The sequence below is a fragment of the Chryseobacterium sp. PMSZPI genome (assembly GCF_002835665.1).
In the GTDB taxonomy this organism is placed as follows: Bacteria; Bacteroidota; Bacteroidia; order Flavobacteriales; family Weeksellaceae; genus Chryseobacterium.
This window is the reverse complement of sequence record NZ_PIZV01000009.1, coordinates 14,315-31,369: the sequence shown is the minus strand read 5'-3', so window position 1 is coordinate 31,369 and position 17,055 is coordinate 14,315. Positions and strand designations below refer to the sequence as shown.

The following is a 17,055-nucleotide window of genomic DNA, read 5'->3' as shown; positions in this document are numbered from 1 at the left end:
GAGCTGTACTGAACCTGATTTGTTTATTAGGATTGTCTAATCCAACACCTGAATAGGCTCCCAATTGGTATCGGTCGGCCATCGATTTTTCAACTACAGGAGAGCTATAGACTGAAAACCTTTCAATTTTTCCGTCAGTTGTTGGAAGGGAAATTGTTATAGGAGAAGCGCCTTGTCCCGCTTCAGGAGCATTTTTCAACATATCCCTTAAAGAATTAAGATCTACTTTAAAAGCGTGGATAATATTAACTTCTTTTCTTACAGGAATAACTTTCTCTGTCACCGGCTGCCACCTTTGTGCTTCTAAGCCCGTTAGGCTTAAAGCTAACGTGCAAGCGAAAATAATTTTCTTTTTCATAATGTTTTTTTTAAATGTGTTACTTTATTGTAAATGTAGTGTATTTTTTTAATTTATTTTGTATTTTATTGATAATGAATGCTTTGTATTTTTATTTTTAATAAAATTTATTTAAAATAATCTTTGTTACTTCATTGTTGTATTATTTTTTTATGTTTAAAAGTATATTTTAAGTAAAAAATTAATATGAATTTTTTACTGGAAGAACAATTAAAAAAAGGCGTCTTTTCATCAATGGAAAGACGCCTTTTAATTTTATTATTTAGTAAGATTATTCTTGTACAGCCGGAAGGTTTCCATTGCTTTTTTGTACTCTTTTATAGGTAAACGTACACATCATAATACTGAATTCATATAATATAAGTAACGGGAAAGCAGCCATGAGCATACTCAATACATCTGCAGGGGTAATGATTGCCGCAACTACCATAATTAAAACAATAGCATGACGACGGTAAGTTTTCATGAATGTCGGAGTCAGAATTCCAATGCTTGTCAGGAAATAGATCAGAATAGGAAATAAGAAAATAACTCCCATCCCTAAAATGACCTGTAAAAATAAAGTTGTATAATCGCTTAGATCATAAAGCGGAACAATGATATCCGAAATTTTAAAGATCACCCCAAAGTTGACAGCAAAAGGAAGGATTAAAAAATAGCCACATAAAATTCCTGTCATAAAAAGAATCCATACCGCATTGATGATATAAATGGAATTTTTTCTTTCTTTCGGGTGTAATGCCGGGCTGATGAAACGCCACAATTCCCAAACAATATAAGGAAATGCTGCTACCATTCCTCCAAAAATAGAAACGGCCATCATAACGTTAAATTGTTGATACAATCTTTGCACACGTACAGGGAAGTCTTTAGGAAGGTGAATGCTATCTTCTCCCAGAAGCATTCTTGAAAAGTGATTAACAACTCTAAATGTAGGAAAATCATTTCTCGTCGGCCCGAAAAAGATATGGTCCATAATCCAGTTGATATTGAAACCAACTGCAAAAGCTGCAATGATGATAGCGATAATTGAACGGATCAGGTGTCCTCTTAATTCTCCAATATGCCCCAGAAAGGACATGTCTTTATTATTGTCCATAAAATCTATCCAAAGTGCCAACCTATAATTGGTAAGCAGTTTCAGTCTGCGAAATTATGAAATAATAATCAGTATTTAGAATTTATTGGTCATGATTTTTTCAAGATTTGAGTTGTGATGGTTCCATATTGTTTTAAAAAATATACAGCCAATAGTTTAGGCTGTATACATTTTTATAATGATAGCTTGTAGGTCTATTTTTCAAGGACTTCCAATACTTTTTCCGCTACGGCACCACCGGATTGAGGATTCTGACCTGTGATCAATCTTCCGTCGGCTACAGCAAAAGGAACAAAATCCTGATCTGCTTTTACGTAATGAGCGCCTTTGCTTTTCAGAACATCTTCTGTAAGATAAGGCATGTGATCAGCAAGTTCAGCTGCAATTTCTTCTGAATTTGAAAAGCCGGTGAGTGTTTTTCCCTTTATTAGCAGTTCTCCATCAGAAAGTTTAATATTGAAAAGCCCTACGGCTCCGTGACATACAGAAGAAACAATGCCTCCGTTTTCATAAATTTCACGGGCGATTTGCTGTAACGGCTCATTATCGGGAAAATCCCATACCACACCATGTCCTCCGGAATAATAAACAACACCATAATCCTCCGGGTTGATGTCTTCAGGTTTTAACGTATTTCCCAATTTATCCCTGAAGATTTCATCAGCATAATACTTCCAGTCTACAGGTTGTACAAACATTTGTAAAGAAACCGGGTCAAGAGGTGTATAACCTCCTTTTGGACTTACAAAATCGATTTCATATCCTTTTTCGTGCAATTTTTCATAAAAATGAGCGGCTTCACTTAGCCATAATCCGGTTGCTCGGTCCATATCAGGATATTTTTCTACACTTGTCACTACAATTAATGCTTTCTTTTTCATTTTTTTTGTATTAAAAATTATAATACAAAGATTGGAATTTTATAGAAGCAGATATAAGGATCTAAATCAAAAAAAAGATGTGACACAGGTCACATCTTAAGAGTATAATCGGCTTAATGTCTCTCTGGAAACTCCCAGATAGCTTGCGATAAGCTGCTTGGGCAAATGTTCAATAAAGCCTGGATATTGTTTTAAAAAATCTTCATACCGTTCTTTGGCTGTTTTGCTCATTAAAGAAAGAATTCTTTGTTGCAATGCTACATATCCGAAATTAGATTTTATTCTGAAAAAACGCTCCATAACAGGAAGCTTCGAACAAAGAATATTTAAATTCTCATAAGAAATAGCATATACTTCCGAGTCTTCAATGCAATCAACAGCTACAGAAGAGAATTCTTGTTTAAAAAAAGCTGCAAAATCTGAAATCCACCAATGGGGAGCTGCGAACTGAAGAATGTGTTCTTTCCCGGTACTGTCGATGGTACTGCTTTTAAGAATACCTTTTTCAATCAGATAAATTTCAGTCACAGGTTGATGTTCCTGCACCAGGAATTGCCTTTTCCGGAATTTCTTTTTTGTAAAAAGGCTCTGTACAATTTCAAACTCATCATCAGTAAGCTGGATAAGTTCCCGGATATGTGTTTTCAGAAAATGGCTCATGATAATAGAATTAGTTTATTCCTTCATCAAGCAGCTTATGCAGATCTATGATTCCAAAATATTTTCCGTTTTCAGTAACAACAAGTTGACCGATGTTGTTTTCTTTTAAAATTTTCATCGCTTCTTTAGCCAGTGCTTCTTTTTCAATAGTTCTTGGATGTGCAGACATAATATCTTTAGCCAAAACTTTACCGATATCTTCACCTTTCATCAACATTCTTCTCAAATCTCCGTCTGTAATTACCCCGATAATGTTGTCTCCATTGGTCACTACCGTAATTCCATGGCTTGATGCACTGATGGAAATGATAACGTCTCTTATTGAAGCTTCTTCGGTAACCTGAGGTTTTTGGGAAGAAAGGAATTGTTCAACTTTTGAGGTAAGGTTTTTTCCTAAGCTGCCACCCGGGTGAAATTTAGCAAAATCATTGGCTTTAAAATCATTCAGTTCCATAAGAGCTACTGCCAAAGCATCTCCTAATGCCATTTGAATGGTAGTAGAACTTGTAGGAGCCAATTTATTCGGACATGCTTCAATATCAACATGGGTATCAAGAATTACTTCGGAAAACTCTGCAAGTTTACTGCTCTTATTTCCCGTCATTCCGATTAAAGCTGAAGAATAATCTTTTAAATAAGGAACAAGATTGGCTATTTCAGGAGAATTTCCGGAATTTGAGATGCATAAAACCACATCCTGTTTCTGAATAACTCCCAAATCTCCGTGAATAGCTTCTGAAGCATGAAGAAATTGTGAAGGGGTACCTGTAGAGTTTAAAGTGGCTACAATCTTATTTCCTACGTGGGCAGATTTTCCGATTCCTACGATAATAAGTTTACCTTTTGCCGAATGAATGAGTTCTACAGCCTTGGCAAATTGATCATCAATTCTGTTTTTTAATTTTTCAAGTTCGGAAATTTCGATTTCTAAAGTACTTTTAGCGATTGATATAATGCTGATTCTATCCATTTTACTTTGATAAGGTATACAAAAATCTTATTTAAAAACGTTATATTTTAAAAAGAATATTTAATATAAATTTTATTTTTTATAAATTCGTTCGCTTTTATTTTAAGCAGAATTTTTATAACTTTGGGTTAGATGCAAATTTAGCAATAGAAAATTAGATGAGCGCAAAAAAAGCCAATTTATCAGGCGAATTGAAAAAGTATTTTGGGTTTTCTACATTTAAGGGACAGCAGGAACAAATCATAGACAATCTCTTGAATGGGAAAGACATATTTGTTCTGATGCCTACAGGTGGTGGTAAATCATTATGTTATCAGCTCCCGGCACTTATTTCAGAAGGTACGGCGATAGTCGTTTCGCCCTTAATAGCGTTAATGAAGAATCAGGTAGATGCAGTGAATGGCCTTTCATCCGATGATGGGGTAGCGCACGTATTAAATTCATCATTAAACAAGACACAGACAAAACAGGTTTTTGACGATATCAAAAGTGGAAAGACCAAACTCCTGTATGTAGCTCCGGAATCATTAATAAAAGATGATTATCTGGACTTTTTGAAAGAAGTTAAAATCTCTTTCTTTGCTATTGACGAAGCACACTGTATTTCAGAATGGGGGCACGACTTCAGACCGGAATACCGAAACTTGAAACAGATCATAGACAAAATCGCCAATGTACCGGTGATTGCTTTGACGGCTACGGCAACTCCTAAAGTTCAGGATGATATCCAGAAGACTTTAGGAATGGTTAATGCTTTAGTTTTTAAAGAAAGTTTCAACCGTCCTAATCTATATTATGAGGTACGTCCAAAAATTAATATAGATAAGGAAATCGTTAGATTTATTAATCAACATAAAGGAAAATCCGGAATTGTATATTGCCTGAGCCGAAGAAAAGTTGAAGAATTTGCTCAGCTTTTACAAGTGAACGGAATCAATGCACTTCCTTATCATGCAGGGCTAGATCAAAAAGTAAGGGTGGCGAATCAGGATAAATTCCTGATGGAAGAAGTGGATGTAATTGTAGCAACCATCGCTTTCGGAATGGGAATTGATAAGCCGGATGTACGCTTCGTTATTCATTATGATTTCCCAAAATCATTGGAAAGCTATTATCAGGAAACCGGAAGAGCAGGAAGAGATGGAGGTGAAGGACACTGTCTGGCATTTTATGATCCGAAAGATATTGAAAAACTAGAAAAATTTCTGGCCCAGAAACCTGTTTCCGAAAGAGAAATCGGATTGCAACTTCTTAATGAAGTGGTAGGATATGCTGAAACCTCAATGAGCAGAAGGCAATACATTCTTTATTATTTTGGGGAAAGCTTTGATCCAGTGAAAGGAGATGGAGCAAAAATGTGTGATAATTCATCCAATCCACCAAAATTAAAAGATGCAACTTCCGATTTGAAAAAAGCTCTGGATCTCATTAATGATACAGGAGAGAAATTCAAGGCAAAAGATCTGATTTCCGTAATCGTAGGAAAAGAAACGGCTGTAACGAAATCTTATAAACTGGAACAGAACCCGCATTTTGGTTTTGGAAAAGAAGAAAAAGACAATTATTGGAAAACGATTTTGAGACAGGCTACTGTTCAGAATTTTTTACAAAAAGACATTGAAACGTATGGCGTTTTAAAAATTGCAGAAAAAGGTAAAAATGTACTTAATGGTAAGTCTAAAGATGTATTTTTAATTGCGGAAGATAGAGAATTCGATCTTACTCAGGCTAAAGCTGAAAGCGATCAGGTACAACAGCAGGCCGGCGGAGGTTTGGATCAGAATTTATTTAATCTTTTAAAAGAATTAAGAAAAAAAGTCGCGAAAAAACATGGAATTCCACCTTATACGGTATTTATGGATCCAAGTTTGGAAGATATGACGGTTCAGTACCCTATTACGGTAGATGAAATTACCAAAATTTATGGAGTAGGAGAAGGAAAAGCTAAAAAGTATGGTAAAGAATTCGCGGACTATATTAAGACATATGTTGAAGACAATAACATAGAACGTACTCAGGATATGGTGTTGAAACAAGTGGCTAACAAATCCAGCCATAAAGTTTTCATTATTCAGAGTACAGATAAGAAAATTGATCTTGAAGATATTGCCAGAGCTAAAAATCTCTCAATGGATGAGCTTTTAAAGGAAATGGAAAGAATCGTTTATCAAGGGACAAAATTAAATATAGACTATTACATTGAAGATAATTTTGATGAAGATATTGTAGACGGTTTCATGGAATTTATGAACGAATCTGAAAGCGATAGTATGAAAGTATTACTCGACGAATTCGGTGATGAACTTTCTGATGAAGAGGTAAGAATGCTGAGAATTAAATTTATCAGCGATGTAGCTAACTAAGGAATTGAAATATGAAAAATATTGAAAAAGCTCTTCATTAGAAGAGCTTTTTTATGTTGAAGAGAATAGGTATAGACGGTTATTTCCCGCGGATTACATTGATTTTGCAGATGTTTGTATGAGGTTATATCTTCTCCCGGATTTGTATGCTTTTAAGATAAAAACTTCAGTTTCTTAATGCTTGACACATAATGAAACTTTTTAGTAACTTTAACTGATGAAAAAAATATCTGTCATATTTATTCTGCCGGATCTAGAAACCGGAGGTGCAGAAAGAATAGTTACCACCATTGCAAATCATCTTTCCCGGGATCGGTTTGAACCGAAGATTTTGCTGTTGCGTAAACAGGGCGGATATCTCAATTTTCTAAAAAAAGATGTTGAAATTATCGATATCAATACGGAGAGAATCAGGCATTCTTTAAAGCCTATTTTAGGTGAAATCTACAGAAGGAAACCGGATATTGTGTTTTCCGGCTTTGGAGAGGTAAACGCTTATCTTTCTTTGTTTATCAAACTTTTTCCGAGAACAAAATTTATTGCCAGGGAAACCAACGTTGTGTCCCAACATGTTACCAGAAAAGAAATAAAGTTCTTCTACCATTTTTACAATAATTATCAAAAAATTATTGCCCAGAGCGATGATATGATGAAAGATTTGGTTGATAATTTTAATATTAAAAAGAAAAAGATAGTTAAGATTAATAATCCGGTAGATTTTGATTTTATTGATGATAAATTAGCGATATCTCCAAAACCGGAATGTTATAAATACAATTATAAAAATGTTGTTGCTATAGGAAACCTATCTGCGAGAAAAGGTTTTGATAATCTGTTGAAGGTTTTTTCAAGACTTAAAAATGAAAATATTTTGCTGCATATTTTAGGAGACGGAAAAGACAAAGAAGTCCTGCTTCAAATGAAAGAATTTTTAGGATTAAAAAATGTAATTTTTCATGGAAGACAAGAGAATCCCTATCAGTTTTTGAAATATGCGGACTTGTTTATCCTTTCTTCGCGTTATGAGGGTTTTCCAAACGTTTTGTTAGAAGCAGGGGCATGTGGAACCTATTCTTTAGCCAATAATTGTCCCGGAGGAATTAATGAAATTATCCAAAATGGGGTGAATGGAGAAATTTCAAATATTGAGAATTATGATGACTTTGCCCAGCATATTATGAGGGTTTTTCAAAGCAATTATAATCGTGATGCCATTAAAAATTCTATCAAATCCAGATTTTCAAAAAATATTATTTTGAATGAATATGAGAAGGTATTGCTGGACCTTATCAAATAACATGAATAAATTTGAAGACCTTATCAATAGACTTCAGTATATCAAAACGATTATCTAATGATGATATTGGGAAGCATCGCTTTTTCGGGGATCATTATTGCATTGATGTGCATCACACTGCTGTTTTCCAAAAAGAAGAAGGTCTCTTCCGATTATTATCTTATCGTCTGGTTGCTGATTGCTGCAGTTAACCTTGCCTATTATTTATTTCCATCTTTTCTTCCTGAAATCGTTCAGCCTTTTGGTTTTGCACTTCCGGTATTGAGTATGGCAATGCTTTATCTGTACGTTATTTCCATTACTTTTAATAGTCGGTTTCGATTAGGTAGTTTAATTAAGCATTCTTTGTTTTTTATCTGTTACAGCCTTATCTTTACTGGAATCTCAGTGTTTTATAGCCGGATTGGATTTAAAAATAGTATTCCTTATTTTGTTGACAGGGATCAAAACAAAGTGTTGGATTTTCTGACCTTTCCAATGGCTGCTGTACCGGTTGTATATATTATTTTATGTTTTCTGGCTTTGAAAAAATATCAGAAAATGCTTCCTGAATATTATTCAGCACTTGAAAAGATCAATCTTAACTGGCTGAAGTATATTATTGCTTCCTTAATTATCCTTTTTATTGGAGTTTTCTGCATGATCGCATTAGGAACACGAACGGATGTGATTCCTTTTGATCAGATCTTTCAAATCGTTGCTGTAGTACAAAGCGGATATTTATTCTGTATTGTATTCTTTAGTTTAAGACAAAGCATTGTTTTTCATCAACAGGGAAGTCTTGATATGGATATTGTCATGAAACAAGAAGAAAAAAATAATGTTCAGAATAAAAACAGTTCTGATGTTATTTCTCAAAAGCTTTTAGAGTTTATGGAAACAGATCGGCCTTATCTTGATGAGGAGCTAAGTTTGCAAAAATTATCTGTCTTAATGGATGTTTCGACTCATCAACTTTCTCAGGCGATTAATCAGGGGCTTAATACCAATTTTTATAAATTCGTGAATGCTTACAGAATAGAAGAGGTTAGAAAAAAGTTGAAAAATCCCGGGTATGAAAAATATTCAATCTTGGGAATAGCTTTTGAATCAGGGTTTAATTCAAAGTCTACCTTCAATAAAATCTTTAAAGAAGAAACAGGTATGACTCCATCTGAATTTAAGAAGTCTGGATCTCTCAGAAAAGAGTCCTAACCGATCATTTAGGACGAACAGTTTTGTATTTTATGGGATTTTTACCCTCAAAAAACTATGGATACACCTCTTCATCTAAGTAACATTTTCATACACGTTACTAGCGGAACTACTGCACTGATTGCCGGATTTCTGATTCTGTTCAAAACAAAAGGAACCTCTCTGCATGTAAAGCTCGGACAACTTTTTATATATTGTATGATTGTCGTGGTAACAACCGGAGCTTTCGGGGTAATTGTATTTAAAAGAAATCTGTTTTTATTGCTGATTACGGTTTTAGCCGGTTACAATACCTATTCAGGATTTAGAATTTTAAAAGAAAAATCAAACCGCTTTTATCTGAAAGATCTTTTGGCGATGCTGGGAGCTTTAACGATAGCTTGGGCGTTTATATATTATCTTAAATTGATTGGTTTTTATTGGAATCCTGTAGTGATCTATTCAGGAGTAGGATATCTATTGCTGGTGGTTTTTTATGATGTCTTTCGTTATTGCATTCCAGTGTCCGTATATGGTAATCTATGGCGTTATGAACATTCCAGTAAAATGATTAGTGCGATGGGAGCACTTTTATCTGCTTTTGTAGGAACTCTTTTGCCGGATTATAAACCTTATAGTCAGATTCTTCCGTCTTTATTGATGATCTTGATTATGTTTTTTTTAAATGTTAAAATTTATCTTCGACTGAAAAAGAAGGCTATGGCAGCAAAATCATAATTGTTCATCTCAAATAAAAAGATCCGCTACTTATTCTCTACTTTAGATCATAGCTTTCGGTTGAAGGGTTTTTAGTATTTTTGTGCTTTAAATTTAGAATGCAATGAAAACGATTCCTAAAATAGGATGCGCTTGTGAGAAACCTGATTTCAATTATACGGAATACAGAAGTTCCGAATTAGGTATAGATCATACTAACGGAAGAAATGGAGAAGTAACGATTCAACAATGCAAATTATGCCAGAGAATATGGATTCACTATTTTGTTGAATATGAGCATTATTCTAAATCAGGGAGATGGTACAAAGGAATTGTTTCCAAAAAAGACCGTTCACAGATCACTCCTGAAAATGCAGTAGACTATCTGGAAAGTATTGAGTGGTATGTGTATGGCGGTTCGTTTTTTGAAAGTTCAGGAACGATAGGAAGTGGAAGCGTGAAGGTCGATTAATTACCGTGTTAAGGTATTTAAAATTTTTTGAATTCAAAATTGATAAAACTCACTTTGGTGCTTGGCAATTTATATGTAAATTTGTGAGACTTAAGATAGATAATAATAAACAAATTCATAAAATAACATGAGTCAATTCGATGTTACCGTAATAGGTTCTGGTCCTGGAGGTTATGTAGCTGCTATCCGTGCAGCACAATTAGGTTTCAAAACAGCAATTATTGAAAAATATTCAACTTTAGGCGGAACTTGTCTTAATGTTGGATGTATTCCGTCAAAAGCACTTCTTGACAGCTCTGAGCATTTCGAGAATGCAAAACACAATTTTGCAAGCCACGGAATTATTATCAATGAGCCAAAGGCAGATATTGCAAGGATTATCGAACGTAAAAATGAGGTGGTAGATCAAACCACTAAGGGAATCAACTTTTTGATGGACAAAAACAAAATTACTGTTTTTGAAGGAGTAGGAAGTTTTGAATCTGCGACTCAGATCAAAATTACGAAAAAAGATGGTTCTTCTGAAACGATTGAATCAAAATATACAATCATTGCAACAGGATCTAAACCATCTTCTTTACCTTTTATCTCTCTTGATAAAGAAAGAATCATTACTTCTACTGAGGCATTAAACCTTAAAGAAATTCCTAAACATTTAGTAGTAATCGGAGGAGGTGTAATTGGTCTTGAATTAGGATCTGTATACTTAAGATTAGGAGCTCAGGTAACTGTAGTTGAATTTATGGATAAAATCATTCCGGGAATGGATGGAGCTTTAAGCAAAGAATTGACTAAAGTTCTTAAAAAACAAGGAATGAAGTTTATGCTTTCTACAGCGGTTTCTGCTGTTGAAAGAAATGGAGATACTGTAAAAGTAACAGCTAAAGATAAAAAAGGAGAAGAAGTAGTAGTAGAAGGAGATTATTGTTTAGTTTCTGTGGGAAGAAGACCTTACACAGAAGGTCTTGGTCTTGAAAAAGCAGGAGTAGAGCTTGATGAGAGAGGCAGAGTGAAAGTGAATGATCACCTGCAGACAAATGTTGCGAATATCTACGCTATCGGAGACGTTATCAAAGGAGCAATGCTTGCTCACAAAGCGAGTGAAGAAGGAACTTTAGTTGCTGAAATTTTAGCAGGTCAAAAACCTCATATCAATTATAACTTAATTCCTGGTGTAGTATATACCTGGCCTGAAGTTGCAGGAGTAGGTAAAACTGAAGAGCAACTGAAAGAAGAAGGTGTAGCTTACAAGGTAGGTTCTTTCCCAATGAGAGCTTTAGGAAGAAGCCGTGCAAGTGGTGATGTAGATGGTCTTGTGAAAATTATTGCAGACGAAAAAACAGATGAAGTATTAGGAATGCATATCATCGGAGCCAGAGCTGCCGATCTTATTGCAGAAGGTGTTATAGCTATGGAATTCCGTGCAAGTGCTGAAGATATTGCAAGAAGTTCTCATGCTCACCCAACTTATGCAGAAGCTATCAAAGAAGCTGCATTAGATGCTACAGGGAAAAGACCAATTCACATTTAATATCTGGTTAAAAGTTTTAATCATTTTAAATATAAAAGAGAAATCAATTTTTGGTTTCTCTTTTTTGGGGCATAAAAATGGAGCGTGATTTTGAAAATAGTAAACGTGAGCTAATGGATTATATTTCCATAGACAGTATTTATCTCCCGCGGATTTCACAGATTTCGCAGATGTTTGCGGAAAATCTGCGAAATCTCTTTAATCGAGAAGCTTTAATATAAATTTTACCAGGAATGCACTGATAAAATAATTTGGCATTCGTGGCGAAAAGTAGAACAATGTCGTTGGAAATCTTTGATTTTCTTGCGTCTTAAATACCGTACGTTATTAAATTTCTTGCGTCTTAGCGTATACCAACAATAACATATTAGGTAGGAAATTAGTTACATTATTTTCATTTGATCATAAAATTTAGAACCTTTTGCTGGAGCTATATTAAACTGTATTCCGAAAGTGATTCCTTTAAAATATTTCTCTCTGTGTATCGGAAAAGCATATCCCGTATTAAGAAAGAAAATATTGAATAATGAAATACCTATTCTGGGTTCTATTGAATATTGATTAAAAGAAGCACCATACAATTGTCCATCGTTGGAATAATAGATATTGGCTTCCGGAAGAAATTTATCTTTCTGGTCAATACGTGTATAAAGTACAGAAGGGCCCAGAACTATAGACTTATGACTAAAGTCTCCAACTCTGAATTCCAATCCGGCCTGTAAAACATTACGTCCTGTATAACGATAACTGAGATTAAAAGCTGCTTTTTCCAATATCTGTGCATGCATGGCCAGTGCAGAACAAAAAAATGTAATAATCCAATATTTTTTCATGTTTTTAGTATCTTTTTTATTCAAATGTACAGGTTTTATAGATGATTTAAAAGGCAAATTAAAGCTTTAAAAAGATTAGAAGGATATGGACCAGGTTGCAATCTTTAAAAATTCCGTACCTTTGTCAGCTAATTTTATCATCAATGCAACTCGGAAAAACTCAAAGTTTAGAAATTTCAGAAAAGATTAACTCAGGATGGATCCTAACAGACGGATCAGGTGAAAAGGCTTTTTTACCTAAAATCTTTATTCAGGAAGAAAAGGAAATAGGTGAGGAAGTTGAGGTTTTCGTATATCAGGATGATGATAAATTAAAAGCAACGACTGAGATTCCATTGGCTGAAGTAGGTGAATTTGCAGTAATGAGCTGTGTGCAGAGCCTTCCAAGTGGAGCATTTATGGATTGGGGAATCATTAAAGATTTATTCATTCCTTATAAGCAGCAAAAAACTAAAATCATCGAAGGAAAGAGATATTTAGTATATCTCTATGTAGAAGAAGATATGGAATTGATTACGGGGACAACGAAATTCAAAAGAAACCCGCAATACCAGGATTTACCATTCAAAAAAGGAGATAAAGTAGACCTGATCATGATGAATGAAAGTGAGCTGGGCTGGAATGTGGTGATCAATAAAAAATATATCGGACTTATTTATGCTTCCGATGTTTTCAAAAAACTCTATCCTTTATCAGAAGAGACAGGTTACATTAAAGCGATTCGTGAAGATGGTAAAATTGATGTTTCTCTACAACCGGAAGGTTTTGAAAATATTGACGAATTCAAACAGAAAATTCTGAACAAACTGGAAGAAAACTATGGTCTTTTATATGTATCAGATAAATCTTCACCGGAAGAAATCAAAGATGAACTTCAGATGAGTAAGAAGAACTTCAAAAAAGCTATCGGAGGACTTTATAAAGATAAGATTATCGATATTTCAGAAGATAAGATCAAATTGTTATAAAAATCGTTTCAAAATGATATGGAGACTACCCAAAAGGGTGGTCTCTTTTTGTTTTACTATACTTTTTTCCGTAAGATTCATTTTTGTTAAAATCATAGTTATTATTTAGTGTCTGTCTGAATTTCTAAATTGATTTTTTGTATAGCATTCAAATCTTGATCGCTTTCTTTACAAATAGCCTTGCACTGAAAAAATTTAAAGAAATCAAAAATTTCTATTATCATTCTCGCTGATTTTGTAGATAACGCAGATTTCATAGCCGAACTAAACCTTATAGGTTTGATCCGATAGTTTCCGAAAGATCTTAGATTCCTACTTATAAAAAAAATCTGCTTTATTTGCGGTATCTACGAGAAAAAACTTTCACCAACTTCTGTGAAATTCATGTATTCTGTGGAAACTCCTTTAATCACAAGCCCAAGGTTCGATGAAACTAAAAAAAGCAAAGGTTTGATAATCATCTACAGACTTAACTTTACAATTATCACAGTCTCTTAAAATTAAAGAATATGATGTAAATCATAACAATTGTGTTTAATTTTATTGTTTAACAATTTTGTCAAAAACAAAATTTGTTTAATTTTGCACAAATTTGTTTAACAAAAATGTCAAATCAAGCAAAAAAAGACCAAACACAGGAATTGATCAAGGAGACAGCGAAGAATTTATTCTTTGTGAAAGGAAAATTTGATGCTACTACGCAGGAGATTGCCGATGAAGCAGGAGTGAATAGAACACTTATTAATTATTATTTCCGATCTAGAGATAAACTGATTCAGATCATTTTTGATGAGGCTCAAAAAGTAGAGCAGGAAAAATCAAATATCATCCAAAATTCCGATCTCCCATTCAAAGAAAAGATCAGCAAGTTTATAGAAAGTAGTCTTGCAACGAGTCTTCAGTATCCGTATCTGGAAACGTATATTGTTTCACAGATTAATAAAGGAACCTGTCATCAAAGGGAAATTGAAGAGGATGTCCTGGAGAAGATGTATAGTGATATTGAAGAAGAAATGGAATTGGGTAATATTGAAAAAATGGCACCCGTTCAGTTTATTCTGAATATGGTTTCGCTATTGGTTTTCCCAAGTGCTATAAGACCTCTGTTTATGGAGAATCTGATGATCAACGATGAAGAGTATGATAAGATTATTTCGGAACGTAGAGATATTATTATCAATATGTTATTTAAAAAATAAAAAAAACTAAAGTATTTCTAAAGATGATTCGTCATTTAGAAATAAAATAATGACTGAATTAAAAAATAAAAAAATAAACGAAGTATAAAATTATGAAAAGAAAACGTATAACTGCTAAAAAGCTAAAAATTGGGATAGCTGCAGCATTTATGATTTTCGGCTTTTCATCAGTGTCTGCCCAGCAGCAGGTTTCTCTGCAGGAAGCTATCAAACAGGCACTTCAAAATAAAGCAGAAGCGAAGAAAGCTGCTTTACAGGTTAAAAAAGCCGAGTATAAGATCGATGAGGCCAGAGCCGGAGCTTTACCTCAGATCAGTGCAACCATCAGTAACACGTACAATCCTATCTTACAAAAAACAGTTCTTCCCGGAGAAATTGTAGGTAAGCCGGGAGAGCTTATTCCGGTGGCTTTCGGAACAAAATGGCAATCTGTGAATGTGGTTACTCTTAATCAAAACATTTTCGACCAAAGAGTTTTTATTGGCCTTAAAGCTGCAAAATCGACTCGTGAATTCTATCTCTTGAATTCTGAATTGACAAACGAGCAAATCATTGAAAATGTTGCTACAGCTTACTATCAGGTATTTGTTCAGGAGGAAAATCTAAAAACAATACAAGAAAGCTATGCCAATACAGAACGAGTAAGAAATGTCATCAAAAGTTTGGTAGATAACGGATTGGCAAAACCAATAGATTTGGATCGTACCAATGTTCAGCTTACCAATATCGGTTCTAATAAACAGCAACTGATTAATGCGGTAGAGGTTTCAAAAAATTCATTAAAGTTTTATATGGGTATTCCTATCGAAAACTCTATTGAACTTGAGGAAAAAGAAATTGTACCGAATCCTGAATTGTTAGCAACAAATGTTAATCTGGAAACCCGTTCGGAATTAAAAGTATTAAATAAACAAAAAGAACTTTTACAATACAGCAAGAAAGCAACCATAGCTAATTTATATCCTACGGTAGGTCTTACGGCTAACTACGGATGGCAGGGGTTAGGAAATAAATTTCCCTATGCTACAGGATCAAGCCAGGGAACCAATTGGGGAGACTATGCTTCTATTGGTGTAGCGATTAAGATTCCGATTTTTATGGGTGGTGCTACTAAAGCTCAAATCCAGCAGGCTGAAATTGATATTCAGGATCTGGATCAGGATATTCAAAACAGAAAGCTGAACTTGAGTTTAGATTATAAAAATGCTATTTCTAATATGGAAAACGCTATTATCAATATTCAAAGCATGAAAGATAATGTGGACCTTGCGGAAAAAGTACAGAAAAATACTCAAGCTAATTACCAGTATGGTTTAGCAACACTTACAGAAGTATTAGATACCGAGAATTCACTTACGCAGGCTAAACAAAACTATGCGAATGCATTGTTGGATTATAAGCAGGCTGAGATCAAGGTAATTAAAGCAAAAGGAGAGTTAAACACATTACAAAACCCATAATAAACTAAAATGAAAAAAACTTTAATATATATCATCGTAGCGGCGGTACTCGTAGGGTTAGCGGCTTACAAGATTGCTGGTAACAAAGAAAAACAGACTCAGGAAGTAAAGGAGGTTGCCAAGCAGGTAGATAAAATCAATGTTAATATTGTAACAGTTACAAGAGAAAATATAGATACGGATTATTCAGCGAACGGAACCTTCCTTCCTAAGCAGGAGATGAATCAGGCTTCTGAAATTTCAGGGCGTATTGTCAACGTTTTGGTAAAAGAAGGATCAAGAGTAGGAGCAGGCCAGGTTTTGGCAACTATCAAAAGAGATGCTATCGAAGTAGATGTTACGCAGGCTCAGAATAATCTACAGAATGCAATTATTGATAACCAGCGTTATGAAAATGCATTTAAAACAGGAGGTGTTACAAAACAACAACTGGATAACTCAAGATTACAACTTAAAAATGCTCAGGCTGCTGTAAAAGCACAAGGAGTAAGAGTAAATGACACAAGTATCCGTGCAGGAATCAGTGGTACAATTAATAAAAAAATGGTTGAACCAGGAACAGTGGTTTCCGTTGGAACTTCAATGTTTGAAATTGTTAATATCAATAGCTTAAAACTTTCTGTATTAGTGGATGAAAGCCAGATCGGAAGAATTCAACTAGGTCAGGAAGTGCCTATTAAAGTAAATGTTTTACCGGAAGATTCTTTCGCAGGTAGAATTACATTTATCGCTCCTAAAAGTGATGCATCTTTAAATTTCCCGGTTGAAATTGAAGTTCAAAACAGAGGAAATTTAAAAGCGGGTATGTATGCTACGGCAACCTTTAAAACTAATCATGGTGCAGAAACTCAGAATATGTTGACTGTACCTGCAGAAGCCTTTGTAAACGGAGTAAGCTCAGGACAATTATTCGTTGTTGAAAACGGAGTTGCTAAAATGATTAAAGTCACTGTTGGAAAAATTTACGGAGATAAAGTTCAGGTATTAAGTGGATTGAATGGAGGAGAGCAGGTAGTAACCAGCGGACAGATCAACCTGGACAACGGATCTAAAGTAAACATTATAAAGTAGCAG

Annotated in this window: 15 protein-coding genes and 1 pseudogene; 10 read left to right on the top strand and 6 right to left on the bottom strand. The window is 34.4% G+C overall.

The window, feature by feature from the left end; genetic code table 11:
- From CW752_RS02665 to CW752_RS02645, 5 genes and pseudogenes are all read right to left on the bottom strand, one after another.
- A pseudogene (locus tag CW752_RS02665) lies at window positions 1-358 on the bottom strand (propanediol utilization protein); the annotation flags it as partial.
- Window positions 359-629: 271 nt separating this feature from the next.
- Window positions 630-1,457 (bottom strand): twin-arginine translocase subunit TatC, encoded by an 828-nt coding sequence (tatC, locus tag CW752_RS02660; protein WP_101238249.1) that lies wholly within the window; start codon window positions 1,455-1,457, stop codon window positions 630-632.
- A 194-nt stretch (window positions 1,458-1,651) separates the two neighbouring features.
- Window positions 1,652-2,338 (bottom strand): type 1 glutamine amidotransferase domain-containing protein, encoded by a 687-nt coding sequence (locus CW752_RS02655; protein ID WP_101238248.1) that lies wholly within the window; start codon window positions 2,336-2,338, stop codon window positions 1,652-1,654.
- 96 nt (window positions 2,339-2,434) lie between these two features.
- Window positions 2,435-2,998, bottom strand: coding sequence for a Crp/Fnr family transcriptional regulator (locus tag CW752_RS02650; protein ID WP_101238247.1), 564 nt, complete (start codon window positions 2,996-2,998; stop codon window positions 2,435-2,437).
- 10 nt (window positions 2,999-3,008) lie between these two features.
- On the bottom strand, window positions 3,009-3,968 hold the full coding sequence (locus CW752_RS02645; protein WP_101238246.1) for an SIS domain-containing protein: 960 nt from the start codon (window positions 3,966-3,968) through the stop codon (window positions 3,009-3,011).
- 158 nt (window positions 3,969-4,126) lie between these two features.
- On the opposite strand from CW752_RS02645, the gene recQ reads away from it, so the two are divergent.
- The 6 genes from recQ (at window position 4,127) to lpdA (ending at window position 11,521) form a co-directional block, all read left to right on the top strand.
- Entirely contained in the window at window positions 4,127-6,331 is a 2,205-nt protein-coding gene (recQ, locus tag CW752_RS02640; protein WP_101238245.1) for a DNA helicase RecQ, read from the top strand.
- A 217-nt stretch (window positions 6,332-6,548) separates the two neighbouring features.
- A complete protein-coding gene (locus tag CW752_RS02635; protein ID WP_101238244.1) occupies window positions 6,549-7,628 on the top strand; it encodes a glycosyltransferase in 1,080 nt (359 codons plus the stop codon).
- Between the two features lie 57 nt (window positions 7,629-7,685).
- Window positions 7,686-8,822: a helix-turn-helix domain-containing protein gene (locus CW752_RS02630; RefSeq protein ID WP_101238243.1), complete on the top strand. Its 1,137-nt coding sequence runs from the start codon at window positions 7,686-7,688 to the stop codon at window positions 8,820-8,822.
- Between the two features lie 57 nt (window positions 8,823-8,879).
- Window positions 8,880-9,539 carry a hypothetical protein gene (locus CW752_RS02625; protein ID WP_101238242.1) on the top strand — a complete coding sequence of 220 codons (660 nt, stop codon included), beginning with the start codon at window positions 8,880-8,882 and terminating at the stop codon, window positions 9,537-9,539.
- Between the two features lie 103 nt (window positions 9,540-9,642).
- Window positions 9,643-9,990 (top strand): hypothetical protein, encoded by a 348-nt coding sequence (locus CW752_RS02620; protein ID WP_101238241.1) that lies wholly within the window; start codon window positions 9,643-9,645, stop codon window positions 9,988-9,990.
- A 127-nt stretch (window positions 9,991-10,117) separates the two neighbouring features.
- On the top strand, window positions 10,118-11,521 hold the full coding sequence (lpdA, locus tag CW752_RS02615) for a dihydrolipoyl dehydrogenase (protein ID WP_101238240.1): 1,404 nt from the start codon (window positions 10,118-10,120) through the stop codon (window positions 11,519-11,521).
- A gap of 383 nt (window positions 11,522-11,904) precedes the next feature.
- On the opposite strand, the gene CW752_RS02610 is transcribed toward lpdA, so the two are convergent.
- Window positions 11,905-12,354: a hypothetical protein gene (locus tag CW752_RS02610; RefSeq protein WP_101238239.1), complete on the bottom strand. Its 450-nt coding sequence runs from the start codon at window positions 12,352-12,354 to the stop codon at window positions 11,905-11,907.
- Window positions 12,355-12,497: 143 nt separating this feature from the next.
- Between CW752_RS02610 and CW752_RS02605 the strand changes: the two genes are divergently transcribed.
- The 4 genes from CW752_RS02605 (at window position 12,498) to CW752_RS02590 (ending at window position 17,052) form a co-directional block, all read left to right on the top strand.
- Window positions 12,498-13,322, top strand: coding sequence for a S1 RNA-binding domain-containing protein (locus tag CW752_RS02605; protein ID WP_101238238.1), 825 nt, complete (start codon window positions 12,498-12,500; stop codon window positions 13,320-13,322).
- A gap of 605 nt (window positions 13,323-13,927) precedes the next feature.
- The gene (locus CW752_RS02600; RefSeq protein ID WP_101238237.1) at window positions 13,928-14,521 is read left to right on the top strand and encodes a TetR/AcrR family transcriptional regulator; all 594 of its coding nucleotides are present in this window, start codon (window positions 13,928-13,930) and stop codon (window positions 14,519-14,521) included.
- Window positions 14,522-14,613: 92 nt separating this feature from the next.
- Window positions 14,614-15,981 carry a TolC family protein gene (locus tag CW752_RS02595; protein WP_101238236.1) on the top strand — a complete coding sequence of 456 codons (1,368 nt, stop codon included), beginning with the start codon at window positions 14,614-14,616 and terminating at the stop codon, window positions 15,979-15,981.
- A 9-nt stretch (window positions 15,982-15,990) separates the two neighbouring features.
- Window positions 15,991-17,052 carry an efflux RND transporter periplasmic adaptor subunit gene (locus CW752_RS02590; protein ID WP_101238235.1) on the top strand — a complete coding sequence of 354 codons (1,062 nt, stop codon included), beginning with the start codon at window positions 15,991-15,993 and terminating at the stop codon, window positions 17,050-17,052.
- The last annotated feature ends 3 nt before the right edge of the window (window positions 17,053-17,055 follow it).